This window comes from Planktothrix sp. PCC 11201 (assembly GCF_900009135.1).
Lineage (GTDB): Bacteria > Cyanobacteriota > Cyanobacteriia > Cyanobacteriales > Microcoleaceae > Planktothrix.
Genome location: NZ_LT797701.1, coordinates 623,716 through 641,045 on the forward strand (window position 1 = coordinate 623,716; position 17,330 = coordinate 641,045).

General features: G+C 40.1%; 15 protein-coding genes. 7 read left to right on the forward strand and 8 right to left on the reverse strand.

All coding sequences use genetic code 11. From position 1 onward, the window contains the following. Positions 1-3 precede the first annotated feature (3 nt). Complete coding sequence (alr, locus tag PL11201_RS13000) at positions 4-1,209, reverse strand: alanine racemase (RefSeq protein ID WP_079679228.1); 1,206 nt, start codon at positions 1,207-1,209, stop codon at positions 4-6. Positions 1,210-1,282: 73 nt separating this feature from the next. Between alr and PL11201_RS13005 the strand changes: the two genes are divergently transcribed. From PL11201_RS13005 to PL11201_RS13015, 3 genes are all read left to right on the forward strand, one after another. Further along, positions 1,283-1,780 (forward strand): HNH endonuclease, encoded by a 498-nt coding sequence (locus PL11201_RS13005; protein WP_079679230.1) that lies wholly within the window; start codon positions 1,283-1,285, stop codon positions 1,778-1,780. A gap of 455 nt (positions 1,781-2,235) precedes the next feature. Then, positions 2,236-3,741, forward strand: coding sequence for an AAA family ATPase (locus PL11201_RS13010; RefSeq protein WP_079679232.1), 1,506 nt, complete (start codon positions 2,236-2,238; stop codon positions 3,739-3,741). A 120-nt stretch (positions 3,742-3,861) separates the two neighbouring features. Beyond that, complete coding sequence (locus PL11201_RS13015; protein WP_079679596.1) at positions 3,862-4,320, forward strand: SH3 domain-containing protein; 459 nt, start codon at positions 3,862-3,864, stop codon at positions 4,318-4,320. 64 nt (positions 4,321-4,384) lie between these two features. Here the strand turns inward: PL11201_RS13015 and PL11201_RS13020 are convergent, their stop codons facing one another. The 7 genes from PL11201_RS13020 to PL11201_RS13050 all read right to left on the reverse strand — a co-directional run bounded on the left by PL11201_RS13020 (position 4,385) and on the right by PL11201_RS13050 (position 14,551). Further along, complete coding sequence (locus tag PL11201_RS13020) at positions 4,385-8,734, reverse strand: transporter substrate-binding protein (RefSeq protein WP_079679233.1); 4,350 nt, start codon at positions 8,732-8,734, stop codon at positions 4,385-4,387. 243 nt (positions 8,735-8,977) lie between these two features. After that, positions 8,978-10,035 (reverse strand): IS630 family transposase gene (locus PL11201_RS13025; RefSeq protein WP_144017631.1). Its coding sequence is split into 2 segments (ribosomal slippage): positions 8,978-9,640 and positions 9,643-10,035, totalling 1,056 coding nucleotides; the frame shifts between segments, so codons are not numbered across the junction. Between the two features lie 137 nt (positions 10,036-10,172). After that, positions 10,173-12,095 carry a tRNA uridine-5-carboxymethylaminomethyl(34) synthesis enzyme MnmG gene (mnmG, locus tag PL11201_RS13030; RefSeq protein WP_079679234.1) on the reverse strand — a complete coding sequence of 641 codons (1,923 nt, stop codon included), beginning with the start codon at positions 12,093-12,095 and terminating at the stop codon, positions 10,173-10,175. An 82-nt stretch (positions 12,096-12,177) separates the two neighbouring features. Then, positions 12,178-12,621, reverse strand: a complete 444-nt coding sequence (locus PL11201_RS13035; protein ID WP_079679235.1) for a DUF7689 domain-containing protein — start codon at positions 12,619-12,621, stop codon at positions 12,178-12,180. Then, entirely contained in the window at positions 12,611-13,216 is a 606-nt protein-coding gene (locus tag PL11201_RS27085; RefSeq protein WP_234996684.1) for a hypothetical protein, read from the reverse strand. The genes PL11201_RS13035 and PL11201_RS27085 overlap by 11 nt, the downstream gene beginning before the upstream one ends. After that, positions 13,209-14,009 (reverse strand): TIGR04255 family protein, encoded by an 801-nt coding sequence (locus PL11201_RS13045; protein ID WP_079679237.1) that lies wholly within the window; start codon positions 14,007-14,009, stop codon positions 13,209-13,211. Before PL11201_RS13045 ends, PL11201_RS27085 begins: the two co-directional genes overlap by 8 nt. Positions 14,010-14,281: 272 nt before the next feature. Continuing rightward, positions 14,282-14,551 carry a hypothetical protein gene (locus tag PL11201_RS13050; protein ID WP_079679239.1) on the reverse strand — a complete coding sequence of 90 codons (270 nt, stop codon included), beginning with the start codon at positions 14,549-14,551 and terminating at the stop codon, positions 14,282-14,284. Positions 14,552-14,940: 389 nt separating this feature from the next. On the opposite strand from PL11201_RS13050, the gene PL11201_RS13055 reads away from it, so the two are divergent. The 4 genes from PL11201_RS13055 (at position 14,941) to PL11201_RS13070 (ending at position 17,309) form a co-directional block, all read left to right on the forward strand. Beyond that, positions 14,941-15,369, forward strand: a complete 429-nt coding sequence (locus PL11201_RS13055) for a DUF29 domain-containing protein (RefSeq protein ID WP_079679240.1) — start codon at positions 14,941-14,943, stop codon at positions 15,367-15,369. Positions 15,370-15,466: 97 nt separating this feature from the next. Continuing rightward, complete coding sequence (locus PL11201_RS13060) at positions 15,467-16,009, forward strand: Uma2 family endonuclease (RefSeq protein WP_079679242.1); 543 nt, start codon at positions 15,467-15,469, stop codon at positions 16,007-16,009. A gap of 63 nt (positions 16,010-16,072) precedes the next feature. Further along, complete coding sequence (locus PL11201_RS13065; RefSeq protein WP_079679244.1) at positions 16,073-16,549, forward strand: YbjN domain-containing protein; 477 nt, start codon at positions 16,073-16,075, stop codon at positions 16,547-16,549. Continuing rightward, positions 16,518-17,309, forward strand: coding sequence for a lipoate--protein ligase family protein (locus PL11201_RS13070; protein ID WP_234996685.1), 792 nt, complete (start codon positions 16,518-16,520; stop codon positions 17,307-17,309). Before PL11201_RS13065 ends, PL11201_RS13070 begins: the two co-directional genes overlap by 32 nt. Positions 17,310-17,330 lie beyond the last annotated feature (21 nt).

A 17,330-nucleotide genomic window follows, 5' to 3' on the forward strand; every position in this document is an offset into this window, starting at 1 on the left:
TGACTATTTATTCATAATATTAACACGGGGAAGTCGATGTTTAAATCCACAAAGAATTTCCCATGAAATTGTACCAATGGTGTTCGCCCAATCATCGGCAGAAATCGCATATTCTCCATCTTGACCTAATAGGGTGACAACTTCCCCGACTTGTAAATTGGGAATTTCACTCACATCTAACATAATTTGATCCATGGTAATTGTGCCGATTTGATTAACCCATTGACCCCGAATTAAAACTTTAATTTTATTAGAAAGATTGCGAGGAATTCCGTCGGCATAACCAATTCCAATCACGGCAATTTTGGTTTGTTTTTTGGCAATAAATTGATAGCCATAACTGACTCCTGTTCCGGCTTCGATGGTTTTAACTTGTGTGACCCGGGCTTTAATTTGCATCGCGGGTTTTAAAGTAACTACAGATGCTAAATGAGTTGCAGGATAAAGACCATAAAGACTTAATCCAATTCGCACCATATCATAATGCAAATTCTGATCGGCTAAGGTCGCCGCCGAGTTGGCAATATGTAATAAAGGGAATTTCAGATCGGAATCCGATTGCCAATGATCTCGTATTTCATTAATTACATTTTCATAACGATAATGTTGTTGGCGCATCACCGTGGGATCGGGACTATCGGCTGTGGCAAAGTGGGAATAAATTCCAGCTAATTCTAAATTAGGTAATCGTTGAACTAATTTAAAAAATTCTAACCCTTGTTGCCAAGGAGTTCCTAACCGTGACATTCCGGTATCAATCTTAATTTGAACTGCTAAAGATTGCTCTAATTGATTTAAAGTTTCTGAAAATAATAATGCTTGTTGGGGTGTGCATAAAGTGGGTTGAAGTTGCCAATGGGCGATCGCTTGCACTTCTTCGGCCGTATGGATCGCCCCCAAGAGTAATATCGGTTGCTTAATACCCGCTTCCCGCAATTCTATCCCTTCTGGGAGGGTGGCAACGGCTAACCACTCCGCCCCCGCCTGACCAACGGTTTTCGCCACGGAAACCGCCCCATGTCCGTAGGCGTCGGCTTTGACCACCGCCATCAATTTTGTTTGGGGGGATAATAACCGTTTAAGCTGACGGATATTTTCGGCGATCGCCTCTAAATCCACTTCCACCCACGCCCGTTGACGAATCCCAACTTCTATCTCCGAATTGAGCAAAGTCGTGTTTCCAATAGAAATAGATTTTCCACTCACCATATTTTTGCCGTTTAACCCCTGAAGGCGTTAAGCTGTGTTAATATCGGTCAAATCTTATCGCAAAATCCAGCCAATGGGTAGTGTTTTGGTATTGAACGCCTCCTATGAGCCACTCAATATTACGACTTGGCGACGGGCGGTTGTCTTATTACTCAAAGAAAAAGCCGAGCAGGTTGAGCATAATGGAAAATTCCTTCTCCCCGATTTTCCACTGCCCACCGTGATTAGACTGCGCCACTATGTTCGGGTTCCCTATAAAGACATTCCCCTCACCCGAAGGAATATATTGCACCGAGATAGCCACTCTTGTCAATACTGTGGTCACGGCGGCGAGGATTTAACCCTAGATCACATTATTCCCCGATCTCGTGGGGGCGGGGATACCTGGGAAAACTTGGTTTCCGCCTGTGTTTGCTGTAATGTCAGAAAGGGCAGTCGCACCCCCAAAGAGGCGGGAATGACTTTGCGTACCCCACCGCGTAAACCCCATAGCAGCCTCTATTTTGAGGTGACTCGGCACGTTAAAAGCGGTATGAATAAAGAGTGGCAAAAGTATGTAATTGGTCTTTGATTTTGTATTCAGTTGAATGGGGAGCAGGGCAGGGCTGTTTCATGTTTGAAAATTATAGCCTACTTTTGGGCCATAATTCTCAAACATGATAGCTATTTTCTGAATAATTAATATTTCATATAATTGCTATATTAATATTAATTACAGGAGATATCATTTAAGTAGCATAAATATTCTTATTCCCTACTGAGTAAGACTTGCATACCCGATTTTTGTCTATTTTTCCTAAATTAATTGCTCTTAAACTATATCTTTTTCCCTGACTTTTTCGGAAATCCTTGACTTCTTTTGAATTTTCTATTAAACTTGTTAGCATCTTTATTTTAGAAAAAAATGGCGATCTCTCTCCATTTTATCAGGTGGCGATCGCTCTTTCTTTACTCTTTTTCACCCGACTTTGAAACAGCCCTGCCCCTGCCCCCCCTGCCCCCCCTGCCTCCCTACTCCCCCTTTCTATGAGTAAATTCAATGAAGAATTGAAACTGCTATTGCGATCGCGCTACGCTATTATCTATATTCCGACTTTAGAAGAAGAACGAGTCGAAACCCTAATTAAACAAGCCGCAAAAGATCAGGGCAACCGTGGGGTTTATGTCTGGGATTTTGTGGAAGGATATCAGGAGGGAAATCCCAATGATTTAGGAGCCGGAAAACGCAATCCGTTACAAGCCTTAGAATTTGTAGAAAAACTACCCGAGGCGATGCCAGCTGTCTTGATTTTAAGAGACTTTCATCGATTTTTAGAAGATATTGCTATTTCGCGAAAATTAAGAAATTTGGCGAAAAAATTAAAATCTCAACCTAAGAATTTGGTGATTATTTCTCCCCAAATTTCGATTCCTTCTGATTTGAGTGAAGTGTTAACGGTTTTAGAATTTCCCCTACCTAATCTAGCAGAAATTAAAACGGAAGTTGAACGGCTATTAATCACAACAGGAAATCCTTTAGATCCTCGTTTGTTAGATGAAATGGTGCGTTCGTGTCAAGGACTTTCGATGGAAAGGATTCGCCGAATTTTGGCTAAGGCGATCGCTACCCATGGAGAATTACAGGCTGATGATATTGAATTAATATTAGAAGAAAAACGCCAAACCATTCGTCAAACTCAAATTTTAGACTTCTATTCTGCCCAGGAAAATATCTCGGATATTGGGGGATTAGATAATTTAAAAGATTGGTTATTACTCCGGGGAGGAGCCTTTTCAGAACGGGCCAGACAATATGGCTTACCCTATCCCAGAGGGTTATTATTAGTAGGAATTCAAGGAACGGGAAAATCCTTAACGGCAAAAGCGATCGCCCATCATTGGCATTTGCCCCTATTAAGATTAGATGTGGGGCGTTTATTTGCGGGACTGGTTGGAGAATCGGAATCTCGCACCCGACAAATGATTCAATTAGCCGAAGCCCTAGCCCCTTGTGTGTTATGGATTGATGAAATTGATAAAGCCTTTTCGGGATTAGATGGTAGAGGAGATTCAGGAACCAGTAATCGAGTGTTTGGAACATTTATTACTTGGTTAGCTGAAAAAACCTCCCCGGTTTTTGTGGTCGCAACGGCAAATAATATTCAATCTTTGCCCCCGGAAATGTTAAGAAAGGGACGATTTGACGAAATTTTCTTTGTGGGATTACCCTATCAAGAAGAACGAAAAGCCATTTTTGAAGTGCATTTGTCTAAACTACGTCCCCAAAATATTAGAAACTATGATACAGAACGATTAGCCTATGAAACCCCGGATTTTTCTGGGGCAGAAATTGAACAGACCTTAATTGAAGCCATGCACATTGGTTTTAGTCAAAACCGAGATTTCACAACCGATGATATTTTAGAAGCAGCGAGTCAAATTGTCCCCTTAGCCAGAACTGCTAAAGAACAAATTGAGTTTCTGCAAGAGTGGGCGGCGGCGGGGAAAGCCCGTTTAGCTTCTCGACAGAGTAGTTTACATCGTCGCTTATAAGACAGGTCTGGGAGATTGAAAACTCAGCGTCTTCAGATCTGAGAGTGTCAACCGGTTGATGGTATTATAGGTATCTTTGATCGGGGTTTAAAACCTATGTATAGAACGGTTCCAAAAACTATGAGTCTTTATGGTGTTTTTAAATTTATTGTGGGTTTTTTCCTGGCAATTTTGATTTTAGCGGGTGCAACGGTCGCTACCGCCTTATATTTTGCAGCCCGTTTATCAGAACTTCCAGAACGTCCGACCTTTCCCAATGATAACCCCCAAACAAAAATAGCAGCAAATCCAGTTACTCCCCAAGCAGCGGTCACGCCAACCCCGATCCCAACTCCAGAGGCAGAAAAACTTGAACCCGGTGCTTATCAGGCGATTGTCACCCAGCCGATTGGTTTGATTTTACGCGATACTCCCAGTACGGAGGCTAACCGAATTGGTGGCATTGCCTATCAAGAAAAAGTGGTTGTCTTGGGAGAAAGTGATGATAAACAATGGCAAAAAGTGCGGGTTATTACTGATAGAGATCGCACGGGATGGATTAAAGGTGGAAACACAGAAAAAGTTGAATCTGAAAACTAATTTTTGAGAAAAAATACCCCATAAACCAGGCGGTTTTAGGCAGAGAGTTGGAAGTTTTCAAATTCTATGACAATCGGCGTTTAGTTAACCAATAGGTCAGCATTTCTCCTCGACCTTTAACATCAATTAAACCCCGTTCTTCAAAATCATATTTGCCATTTAAAAGGTTTTTAGTAGCAGCTGTCACCTGAATTTTACCCACTTCTCCTTGGGATTCCATGCGCGACGCAATATTAACGGCGTCTCCCCATAAATCATAGATAAATTTTTTCGTGCCAATTACACCCGCCACCACTGGCCCGGTATTAATCCCAATTCTTAAATTACAAGATTGACCCATTTGTCCTTGAAATCGGCGAATTTCTGCCTGCATATCTAAAGCCATTTCTGCAATAGCTTCCACATGGTCATGGCGAGGAGTGGGTAAACCGCCCGCCACCATATAGGAATCTCCAATGGTTTTGATTTTTTCTAAATGATGTTTTTCGGCTAATTCATCAAAAGCGGAAAAAATTTGATTCAGGAAATTAACTAATTCTGAGGGAGAAATGCGAGCAGAAAATCCGGTAAAATCTACAATATCCGCAAACATAATCGTAGCTTTTTCAAAACGTTCAGCAATAGAATGCTGATTCTGTTTCAGTTGTTCGGCAATGGACGGAGGGAGAATATTCAGTAATAACCGTTCCGATTTTTCTCTTTCTGCTTGTAATGCTTCTAAAACCCGGCGTCTTTCGGTTGTATTTCTCGCCACCCAAATCACACAATTATCCGGCATTGGAGACACCGTTGCCGCAAACCAAACTTCATCTCCCGGATTCAAAGGAGATGAATTAGTTCCATGATGTCCGGGTTGATATTCAGCAGAAACTAAACTATATTCAATATTTAAAGTTTGCCTGGTGTTTAATACTTCTTGAATTTGATTATAAAATAAAGTGGCATGACTAGCTGGAAAAACTTCAAACACAGTTTTCCCAAGCAGTTCTTCTGTGGGACTATATAAAACCTCTGAATTTGTGGTGACAATCTTTTTATATCTTCCTTCTGCATCAAACACTGTAATTACATCCGTCATCGCAGCAAATAAAGCTCTCAGTTCGGCTTCCGACTCTCGTAAGGCATTTTCAATTCTGGTTCTTTCGGCAACTTCTCTGACTAATTGATGGTTGGCTTCCTTCAGGGCAGCGGTGCGTTCTTCCACCCGAATTTCCAACTGTTCCATAGCCCTTTGTAGGGCGGCTTCTGCTTGTTTTCGCTCGTTAATATCTTCGACGGTTCCTTCATAATGGAGTAGGTTTCCGGCTTCATCTCGGACAGCAAAAGCATTTTCTGAAATCCAAGTTAACTGTCCATCTAAGCGTCGAATTTGAGACTCAAATCCGACAATTGCACCCTGTTCTGCTAATAGTTTAAGAAACTCTTGGCGACGCTGAGGTTGAACATAGAGTTGGTCTTGAATATTAGTTAGATTTTGGATTAATTCTTCAGGAGATTGATAACCATAAATTCGAGCTAAAGCCGGATTTGCACTTAAATAAATCCCTGTAGGTGTGGTTTGAAATATGCCTTCAACAGCATTCTCAAAAATACTCCGATAGTTAGCTTCTGCTTGTTTTAGGGCTTCTTCTGCTTGTTTACGTTCTGTAATATCAATGCCCACAAAGAAAGCCGCTTGATTTTGGTTATATTTATGGGCAACAATTAAATAATTCCGAGGTTTACCTTGAATTACAGACATGACTTCTTGATAGGAGTCTTTTTCGGGATGATCAAAAAAGTTTTGGACGAAATTATTAAACTGAAAACTTGCTTTTAAAAACCCAATATCTTGATTAACAAAATCTTCGGGTTTGAGGTCAAAAGTTGATGCCAAATAACGATTGACTCCCAAATAACGTAAATCTGAACTAATCCAAGAAACTGTCCCTGGAACCACATCTAATACCGCTTCTAATTGATCTTGGGTGAGTCTTAATGCTTCTTCGGCATCCCGGCGTTCTGTAATATCAATTCCGACGACAAAGGCAGCTTGATTATCATTATATTTTTGAGCAACAATTAAATAATATCGTAACTTTTCATTCAGGAAAAATGAAACCTCTTGAAAGGCATCAATCGCAGGACTATTAAATAAATCCTGGATAAATTCGGTAAACCCTGAATGATTGCCTAAAAAACCAATATCTTGATCAATAAAAGTTTCTCTAGGCATACTAAACATATCTGCCAAGCGTTGATTAACTTCGATATAACGTAAATCTGAATTAATCCAAGAAACTGTCCCTGGAACTGCTTCTAATACTGTTTGTAATTGATTCTTGGCATTTCTCAAAGATTCTTCAGCCTGTTTGCGATCAGTAATGTCAATTCCGACCACAAAAGCTGCTCGATTATAATTATACTTTTGAGCCACAATTAAATAATGTCGCCATTCCCCGTTCACCTGATTTCTAACTTCTCGATAGGTGTCAATTTCAGGACTATCAAATAAATCTTGAACAAAATCTTGGAATTCCGAACTGGTTCCTAAAAATCCAATATGTTGACCGATAAAACGCTCCCGAGGGAGGTTTAACATATTGGCTAATCGCTGATTTACTTCGATATAACACAAATCGGAATCAATCCAAGAAACCGTCCCCGGAACAGCTTCTAATACTGTTTGCAATTGATTTTTAGCATTTTTCAAAGATTCTTCAGCTTGTTTGCGTTCGGTGATATCAATTCCCACCACAAAAGCTGCTCGATTATAATTATACTTTTGAGCCACAATTAAATAATATCGCCACTCTCCATTCACCTGATTCCTGACTTCTCGATAGGCGTCAATTTCAGGACTATCAAATAAATCTTGAACAAAATCTTGGAATTCTAAACTGGTTCCTAAAAATCCAATATGTTGACCGATAAAACGCTCCCTAGGAAGGTTAAGCATATCCGCTAATCGTTGATTCACTTCGATATAACACAAGTCTGAGTCAATCCAAGAAACCGTTCCTGGAACCGCATCTAAAACCGTTTGCAGTTGATCTCTAGCCATGCGCAGGGCATTTTCTGATTGTTGATGCTGGACAATTTCTTGGACTAAATTATCATTCGATTCTTTTAATGCCGCGGTGCGTTCTTCTACCTTTTTTTCTAATTGTTCATTAGCCTTTTGGAGTGCTAATTCAAACTGTTTGCGAGTTTCAATTTCCTGCTGGAGTTGCGCCTTTGTCGCTTGCAACTCAATGGATTTTTGTTCTAATTGTTCGGCTCTTTCAATGCCTTGACTCAGTTCAGATAATAACTCAAAAACAATGCCAGAGGCATTAAAATTATCTTCATTAAACCCCAACCAAGGCAACGGTTTAATCAGTTTTTCGCTGGTATATAAAACCTCAAATTGCTGATTGGGTAATACCTGACCAATACGACAAACCTTAGCAACATGATGATTGGATTCTAAACGAACTAACCCTCCAGGAGACAAAAAACGCTGTCCATAGGCTGCAATTCTCACCCGTTCTACATCAAAAGATTCAGCTAATTCAACGGCTTGTTTCCAGAGATGAATTTGAGTATGGGCGGTTGCCATAGAGTTATTGATAACCCGTTCTTCTCCATAAAAGCGTTTAAAAGATTGAACAAATTGATGATTTTCTGGGGTATTTAAACTTTGAAAATAATGAAAACAACTGAAGTGACCAACGGCGGCTTCTTGAAGTCTTTGCGCTTCAGATTCCGAGAAAGAGGTGGCTAAAATCGGTAAATCAGAAGCCCTAATTCCACTTTCATAAAACTGGCGATAAAAACTTAAATTGCGATCGCCTCTGAGGGTATTAATAATAATATCCGGTTGTGCCTGTCGAATCCGAGTAATAATAGGTTCAAAATCCATCGTTGAAGACGGAACATAGGCTTCTCCAACTACCTCCCCACCATGATGTTTGAGGTGGACTTTCATCAATTTATTCATGGTATGGGAAAACACCTGATCCCAACCCAATAAATAACATCGGGTTTTCTGGTTTCGCAATAACCAACTAATCGTTAATTCAACCTGTTGATTCGCACAAAACCCCGTGTAGAAAATTTGGCTACAATTTTCTAACCCTTCGTAGGAAGCCGGATACCAAAGTTGAGCATTAAAGGCTTCAAGTACCGGTCTAACCCCGTGACGACTGGCCGAAGTCCAACAGCCAAACAGGGTCGTAACACCATCCTGTTGAATTAATTTTTGGGCTTTTTGTTCAAAGGTGAAGCAGTCTGAGGCACCATCCTCAATCATGGGTTCAATGATTTGCCCTAAAACCCCCCCCTGATCATTGATTTGGGCAATGGTCATTAATTCTGCTTCTAGCAACGGCTTTTCCCTATAAGCCATCGCTCCACTCAGAGAATGCAGTAACCCGACTCGTACACCTGGCATAGTTGATTAACGGCTGGTAGAACTAAACTTTAAACTGCGGGTAAGATAGCTGCACCTTCAAATCCTTTACCCTTAATAGAATCAACAAGATAGGCTTGTCCCATTACAATAGTCTAAGCTGCGATGGGCTTAAATCCCTAATTCAATAATTCCTTGATCTTAACATTGACATCCTCCCCCTCGTAGAGTTAGGCAGATGATTAAGTAGGTGGGCGAGAAAATCAACAAGTATGTAACGAAAAGTTAACTTGGTTGTTGCTCCGAGTGAAATTTCATCCGTTGTGTGGTGTAGTTTCCTCTTTCTGCCCTAGCTTGAATACCATTAATTACCGCATAAGCTAGGTCTAATTCATCCTCAAATGTTTGTCCTGATAGTTCATCTTTTTTGAGATGTTGCCACTCTAATTCAATCGGATTCATTTCGGAACAATATTTAGGTAAACAGAAAATATACAAACCCATACTTTCCCATTTTGGCCAGAGTTTTTTCACCTCATGGCATTGATGTATCGGGCTATTATCTTGGACAATAACTCTCATCCGTCCGGCTTTTTCAGCCTCTGTTGCTTCTTGTTCCATCATTTGGATATAACACTTGCGATTCACACCTCCAATCACCAAGCCGTAAACAAAACTGATTTGCTGTTGCAAAAACCCAATAATACTTAATCTTCGACCCCGACGATGTGTTTGTTCTAAACGTTTTTGTTCCCCTCTAAAATAATAGGTGTAACCCGGTTCACTCCACAGACAAAAACCCGATTCATCTAAATACTTTAAGTCAATTTCTCCAGCCGCAGCCGATAATTCCAACATCTCTAAATCTGCCTGTTTCTGAGCACGGACTATCGGATCTTGTTTTCCTTTGTGGCTCTTTCTGGCTCGCTTCCAATTCACCCCCTTTTTTTGAGCACCCGTCTTAATCTATCGGGACTCAATTTAATCGACCGTTCTTGTTCTAATTTTTGGGCTAATTGCTCAGAGTTGTATGTCCGGGGTTCTCTTCTGAGACATTCTTCTAAAAATACTAAGTCCTCTTCTTTCCACTTGGCTTTCCCCCCGCGACCTGGTTTTTCCCATAACCCTTCTAGCCCCAACTTTTCCCATTTGTGCAACACTTCTCTGACAGTCTGTGCCGTCCAATTGAAATAAGTTGCTATTTTTTCGACGTACCAACCTTGTGAGTTTAAGCGAATCACTTCGGCTCGGTCTTTAACTTTCTGTGGTATATCTGCTGTTCTCAGGTTGAACAGGGTTTTGTCTTGCTCACGAGTTAGAAATACCCTTAAACGAGCACCCATATTTTCATGACCTCGGTAGATTTCTTCTTCCTCTTTATTTATCTTTACATACTTTCGTTTCTTCCTGCCTACCTACTTAATATAGAATATTCCTGGGTTGAGTGGAGCAATCGCTTAACTCAACCCACAAACATCAATTAAGATTGGGAATTAAGACTCACCGTTTCTTGACGATTTCTCACCTCCAAATAAATCAATAACGCATTAATATCCGCCGGATTTACTCCCCCAATTCTCGACGCTTGACCAATGGTTAATGGTTTAACTTTCATTAACTTTTCTCGCGCTTCCATTGACAAAGTTTCGATTTTGAGATAGTTCAAATCTTCCGATAAAAGCCGATTAGATTGGCGACTAATTTGGTCAACTTGGTTTTGTTGCCTTTGCAGATATCCTGAATATTTAATCTCAATTTCTGCCCCTTCTTTTTCCACTTGATTTAAAAGAATATTCCCTAAATTATACCGTTCTAAATCAACGTAATGGAACCCAGGACGGCGCAACAAATCCGCCAGGGTAATTGACCCTTTAATTTTTTGTTGGGTATCATTAACAATCGCCATTCCTACTTGATCATTCTCCTTAATTCGAGTAGCATATAATCGTTCCTTTTCCGCAATAATATTCTCTTGTTTCTGTTCAAATAACTCCCAGCGACGATCATCAATTAACCCAATTTCTCGACCCAAGGGCGTTAACCGTTCATCGGCATTATCTGACCGTAATAATAAGCGATATTCCGACCGACTGGTTAACACTCGATAGGGTTCTCGCAGGTCTTTTGTACATAAATCATCAATTAATGTTCCGATGTAACTTTGTTCCCGGGAAAAGACAATCATCTCTTGATGTTTAACAAATCTCACCGCATTAATTCCCGCCACTAAACCCTGGGCTGCGGCTTCTTCATATCCGGTTGTACCATTAATTTGTCCGGCACAAAATAGCCCCTCAATTTTCTTCGTCATCAAGGTGGGATAACATTGAGTTGCAGGTAAATAATCATATTCCACCGCATAAGCCGGACGCAACATGGCACAATTTTCTAACCCGGGAAGACTTCTTAACATTTGCAATTGCAAGGTTTCTGGTAAGCCCGTAGAAAATCCTTGAATATACAACTCAGGAATATCTCGACCTTCCGGCTCAATAAAAATTTGATGACTTTCTTTATCCGCAAATCGAACAATTTTATCTTCAATACTCGGACAATATCGGGGGCCTTTCGCATCCACCCAGCCACCATAAACCGGAGATAAATGCAAATTTTCTCGAATAATTCGATGGGTTTCCGCCGTAGTTCGAGTCAAATGACAACACATTTGTTCCCGTTCAATTTGTACTTCTGGGTCGAAACTAAACCACCGAACTTCTGTATCTCCCGGTTGCGGTTCTAACTTAGAATAATCCACAGAACGTTTATCCACTCTCGCCGGAGTTCCGGTTTTTAAGCGTCCAGTTTCAAAGCCTAAACGGTTGAGGGTTTCTGTTAACCCAACGGCGGCAAATTCTCCCGCCCGTCCCGCCGCCATTGATTTATTACCAACCCAAATTATTCCCCCTAAAAATGTCCCAGTTGTTAATATTACCGCTTGACATTTAAAAGCCACTCCAAAATAAGTTTCAACCCCAATAATTTCTTGATTTTTACCTAAAATTAAATCCGTTACCATCCCTTCTCGGACAGTCAAATTATCCTGATTTTCCACAATATTTTTCATCACGGCGGCATATTCCCGTTTATCAGTTTGGGCGCGCAAAGCCCACACCGCCGGGCCACGGGAAATGTTCAGCACCCGTTTTTGCAAATAGGTGCGGTCGGCCATTTTGCCAATTTCCCCGCCCAAAGCATCGACTTCATGGACGAGTTGGGACTTAGCAGGGCCTCCAACGGCCGGGTTGCAGGGTTGCCAAGCGATTTTATCCAGGTTGAGGGTTAGGAGCAGAGTACGACATCCCAAGCGGGCCGTTGCTAGTGCTGCTTCACAGCCCGAATGTCCGGCCCCGACTACAATAATGTCAAATTCATCTAAAAATTCTACTGAGGGTGTTAGGGTCATGGGTTAGGTTAAGGTTTTATAGATTTATTTTTTGATTTTAGCGGTTAAAATTAATATCATCTTAGACTAAGGTTTCTATTACTTAACTTATCGGTCGTTTTAAAATTTGTTCAACAACCCCATAATAATTAGGATTTTCTAACCCTTGTAATTCATGTTTTATATCTTCCCAATCTCCTAATTTACTTTTCCACATACCATCTTCTTCTTGTCTGGCGGCGTGCTGTGGCTCACCATTATAGGTGTATATTGCTATCTTTTGAAAACCCGGTTCAAGGTTGCAATTATCACAACATTCATATCCCATAGTTTGATAAGCCTTGATAAAAGCGTCCAGCGTTAACTCTCTTGGCACGCCATCAGGCCAGTAGCCATCAGGGTCTACCGGATCCCATCTACATTCATCTTCATCAGCAGCGAAAGCAAAGCAATTATAATCCACAGTTTCTTCACTTGTGACTTCATATTCACTACGCTCTAAATTAGGAAATCTGAAGATTTTGCGGTATTCCAGTCTACCACTCATAACCGTGTTCTTTTCCCCATTGTATCCACGCTTGAGCCATAAGTTTCATTCGACCGCACTGTTCAGATTTTACTGGATTATCACCAGTAATTGCCCTCAACGCCCAAAACCAATGGTCAGGTTTTTGTTCCAGATCGCGCAAAATTAACGGTACAACAGGCTGCCCCATGCCAATAATTCTCTGATAAGCGGAGTGCATTGACTTCTGTGTAACTAATGACAGCATTCTTGTCTCGGCACGCCATTCTTCTGCGAGGGTATTAAATTTGGCTTCGAGTTCTAGCTTACTTTCGATGGAGTAATTATCGGTAGTAATTTTGTCTATTTGCTGAATAGACTCCAACTTCTGATAAGCTTCCTCCAAACCATTTTGAGAAAGTGTAGTTAAGATTAAGATGCACTGTAACAAGCAGGCTATTTTCTGATATGACTGATCATTCGACTCTATTCTGGGAGATAAATTATATAGATATTCCTGAAAAATATTAGGTTTTATTGTTGCTGAAACAAAGGCAGTATCATCAATATTTTGGTATGAGCTTTTTATGGTTACAGTTGTATTTTGCAGACTAGAAAAAGTCAGTAAATTAATCATTGGTGATCGGAATAGGTTCCATTGCTCTGTGGAGTTCGTCTGTAATGCTCCACCGGAATAACTGTCCTCCCGTTCGATTAAAGGTGTCAAAGACATTCCCAATCTCCTCCTTATTGATTTTGCTTTCTACAAAAAAATCAGCATCAAACAAATAACCAGGTTCCTGAACATTACCTCTTGACGGATCTTGTGATATGACTAAACCATGATTAAAATTAACTCTGCCTGTTTCTAGTTCAATTTCCAGATTTTTAACTGAAGTCAAAATCGAACCAGATAACTCGCTACTATGTAGCTCTGAAGCAATTTGTGGACTGATTAATGCTGACCAAGGTTTGTCTTTATCCTCCATTTTCAATTTAGAGCGAAGTATCAAATTCTTATACCTTAATCCTAATCTTAGGTAAAAAGAGGGATTATATACATCTTTAAATATATTAACAATGTTGAATAATTTTTCTTTAAATTCTTCATATCGCTTGTATTCAAAGGTGGCTAATATTAGATTTTCTTGGTCTAAAGATAACTTCCATTTTGAATTTTCAGATAGAAAGTTATAAGTGTTATGTTTGGGCAAAATAGAGCTTATTTGTGGCAATAATGAGACTATTTCAGGTGGGAGATTTAGAGATTGAGATCGTTGAAAAATCGGGTAATCAGAACTAATTCTCTCCTGAAATTCATAAGGCTCTTGATTATTGATTTTGAGGATTGTAGGGAAGCGTAATTGTCCCACAACCTCGATCAAGGGAGTGCGCTGATAAATAACTCGCAGGTAATCAGGCAGTTTCATTTGAAGACGTAATTATTTCACCGTTACAAGATATACCATGTTGATCGGGATAATCCTTCTATCCCTTACAATCTTATACTACCATTCAATCTTCTGAAGTTTTAGGGTGTGTAAGCATTCTTCGCACGCACCGCCTGTATAAATATCCCCGATAGCGAGAACGCAAGCTGTTGCTGCTTATACAATCGGACAATTTACAGTCAGTTCAACATTACAGGGTTATATTCGGGTAAGTCCACTCAAATATCTGGGAGATTGCTGGCTTTTTTACTCTACTGACTGAGTTCTTGCTGGATGTTTTCGCTATCTTCGAGACTATCATCATGCTTTTTGCCATATTTTTTCCCTAAATTAAAGGGAGGATCAGCAAAAATAACATCAGCTACACTGTTATTGATCTGTTTTAAAAGCGTTAGACAATCTTCTTCAAAAAGCACTCCCTGTTTTGAAATAAAGCAAGGTTTTTGATCTGATTGATTAGAAATATAGTTGTGATAAGGAAATTGATCAATATTTTTGAACGATATAGAAAGTTGCTGCATGATCAGTTAATTAAGATTCTAAACTTACTTTAATTGTAAGACGGTTAAGCTGTTGAGCATTTAAACTGTATATTTTAGAGGCTGAAACCCCTTACTGGCTTGGATCGTCTCGAAAATTTAGATAATTAACAGCTTATCAGATTTGTGACAACTCTCTAAAAAATGTTAATATAGTAACAACTCAATTCTATCACGAAAACAGGTAATTCTGCCATGAAGACGTTAGCAAAATGGTCTGTAGAGGATTATCACCAGATGTGATTGATGCTGGGATTTTGTGCGATCGCCAAGTTAAACTATTAATCAGGTGAAATCATTGAAATGAGTCCAGAAAGTCCGATTCATTTTAAAAAACAAAGTAAATAGTATCTTGAATTACAGGAGAACCCATGAACTCAACCACCCATGAAACAGACTTTTATGCTTGGACACAGGAACAGGTACAGCTATTAAAAACCGGACAACTTAATCAAATTGATTGGCAAAACATTGCTGAAGAAATAGAGGACATGGGACGCTCGGAACAACGACAATTAGAAAGCCGATTAGAAGTCTTAATTATGCACTTATTAAAATGGCAATTTCAGCCAAACCTACGCTCTCGGAGTTGGCAATTAACGATTAAAGAGCAACGCCTCCGGTTAGAAAAGCTTCTACAAAAAAACCCTAGTCTTCAACCTAATTTGACTGAAGCGATAGAAGATGTGTATCCTTTGGCGACTCTGAGCGCGGAAAGAGAAACCGGGTTATCTTTATTTCCTGAAACTTGTCTCTATACCTTAACAGAGATTTTATCCGATGAATTTTTACCAGAGTAAATGATCACATAAAATTTTACTCTATTTTGTGGCAACTCTCTAAAAAATGTTAATATAGGAATAACTCAACTCTATAATTAAAATAGGTAATTCTGCCATGAAAACCTTAGTAAAATGGTCTGTAGAGGATTATCACCAAATGATTAATGCGGGGATTTTGTGCGATCGCCAAGTTGAACTATTAGCAGGTGAAATTATTGAAATGAGTCCCGAAAGTCCCATTCATTATTATACTGCCAAGCAAGGTACAAAATACTTAGAAACCTTGTTAACGGGTAAAGCTGATATTCGTTTTAATGGCCCCATTACCTTATCTGATTCTGAACCCGAACCAGATATTGCTATTGTCCGACTACCAGAGTCAACTTATCAAGATCATCATCCCTATGCTGAGGATATTTTTTGGCTCATAGAAGTGGCTAAAAGTAGTTTAAAAAAAGATTTAGAATTAAAATTATCAATTTATGCTCAAGCTATAATTGAGGAATATTGGGTTTTAGATTTATCCCAAAAACAATTAATTGTATTTATAAATCCTGAAAATAACACCTATTTGAGTCAACAAATGATTAATCAAGGGATGATTACCTCCTTGGCTTTTCCAGATATTGAGATATCTGTTGAAAGATTACTGAGTTAAATAATCTTCACAAAGGCAGGGCTAGTTACGATACAATTCAATTAAAAGCTAGTATCAAGTATTATGACAACTACAGAACAAGCACCATTAACGACCGAGACTGACGCAGAACTGATTGATAATGCTATGGCCACCGTCCGACCCTCAGAAGAAATTGAAAACGTCCTCGTTGGGTTAGCTCAAGACCAAAAGGTAATGGTCGGACAGTCTGAAGCGGGTAGGGTTTGGCAGTTTGAATATGGTAGTGTGGAAGTTTTTGTGCAACTCACCGGAGAAACCGATGAAGATACCTTGACGGTTTGGGCGACGGTACTAAAATTTCCCGTTAAAAATGAAAACCAGTTAATGCGAAAATTATTAGAAATGAACTGGTTATCTACTTTAGAATCCCATTTTGCAATTACGAATGATCAAGTTGTAGTTTTATCGAACCGCACTTTAGCAGAAATATCTGCCACTGAAATCTCCCGCCTGATTACTATTGTGGCGACAATTGCCGATAATAACGATGATAGCTTACAAGCCGAGTTCGGAGTCTAATATTTGGCGTTTAATTCCTGTATTTAAAGCCTCGGGACATTTACAAATGGCAATTGACCATTGGTTGTTTCGTCAACATCAACAGGGAAAACATCCCCCCACTTTACGGTTTTATCTTTGGGAACCTGCGAGTATTTCTTTAGGTTATCATCAGAAATCTTGGCCAGAACATTGGCAACGGTTAACTTGGCAAAACCAACCTTTAGAGTTAGTTAAACGTCCCACCGGAGGTCGGGCGGTTTTACATCAAGGGGATTTAACCTATGCGGTGATTGCTTCGGGATTGCCTGAAAATTCTAGGGCAGCCTATCAAACATTATGCCAATTTTTAATTGAAGGATGGCGATCGCTCGGCTATGAACTCCACTATGGTTCTGCTGAACGGGGATATATTCACAGCCCCAACTGTTTTGCCACCGCCACCGCCGCCGATTTAGTCCTATCCGATGGCACTAAATTAATTGGGAGTGCCCAACTCAAGGGAAATGGGACAATTCTACAACATGGCTCCATTCGGTTAACTCCTGATGCGGAACTATTTCGTCAGGTGTTTGGTCTGGAAATGCCCGCACCCAACTTAACCACTTTACCGTCAGCAGAGGAGTTGGTTTCAACGGTTATCGATGCTTTGGGGGTAGCAGCGCGTTGTTGCTTCGGGGGAGAATGGGTGATACAAGCCCTCTCAGATACGGAATTGCAGACCATTGAAGCTGAGTATTCAACCCATTGGGGCGTGTTTTCTGAGACCGTGGTAGTTTAAGATCATCAATGATAATGCACC

Excerpts from the sequence above, each read along its gene's own strand:
- mnmG (WP_079679234.1), bottom strand. The coding sequence starts at position 12,095 with ATGACCCTAACACCCTCAGTAGAATTTTTAGATGAATTTGACATTATT.
- PL11201_RS13065 (WP_079679244.1), top strand. The coding sequence starts at position 16,073 with ATGACAACTACAGAACAAGCACCATTAACGACCGAGACTGACGCAGAA.
- PL11201_RS13015 (WP_079679596.1), top strand. The coding sequence starts at position 3,862 with ATGAGTCTTTATGGTGTTTTTAAATTTATTGTGGGTTTTTTCCTGGCA.
- PL11201_RS13020 (WP_079679233.1), bottom strand. The coding sequence starts at position 8,734 with ATGCCAGGTGTACGAGTCGGGTTACTGCATTCTCTGAGTGGAGCGATG.
- PL11201_RS13050 (WP_079679239.1), bottom strand. The coding sequence starts at position 14,551 with ATGCAGCAACTTTCTATATCGTTCAAAAATATTGATCAATTTCCTTAT.
- PL11201_RS13010 (WP_079679232.1), top strand. The coding sequence starts at position 2,236 with ATGAGTAAATTCAATGAAGAATTGAAACTGCTATTGCGATCGCGCTAC.
- PL11201_RS13060 (WP_079679242.1), top strand. The coding sequence starts at position 15,467 with ATGAAAACCTTAGTAAAATGGTCTGTAGAGGATTATCACCAAATGATT.
- alr (WP_079679228.1), bottom strand. The coding sequence starts at position 1,209 with ATGGTGAGTGGAAAATCTATTTCTATTGGAAACACGACTTTGCTCAAT.
- PL11201_RS13045 (WP_079679237.1), bottom strand. The coding sequence starts at position 14,009 with ATGAAACTGCCTGATTACCTGCGAGTTATTTATCAGCGCACTCCCTTG.
- PL11201_RS13070 (WP_234996685.1), top strand. The coding sequence starts at position 16,518 with ATGATAGCTTACAAGCCGAGTTCGGAGTCTAATATTTGGCGTTTAATT.
- PL11201_RS13035 (WP_079679235.1), bottom strand. The coding sequence starts at position 12,621 with ATGAGTGGTAGACTGGAATACCGCAAAATCTTCAGATTTCCTAATTTA.
- PL11201_RS13055 (WP_079679240.1), top strand. The coding sequence starts at position 14,941 with ATGAACTCAACCACCCATGAAACAGACTTTTATGCTTGGACACAGGAA.
- PL11201_RS27085 (WP_234996684.1), bottom strand. The coding sequence starts at position 13,216 with ATGATTAATTTACTGACTTTTTCTAGTCTGCAAAATACAACTGTAACC.
- PL11201_RS13005 (WP_079679230.1), top strand. The coding sequence starts at position 1,283 with ATGGGTAGTGTTTTGGTATTGAACGCCTCCTATGAGCCACTCAATATT.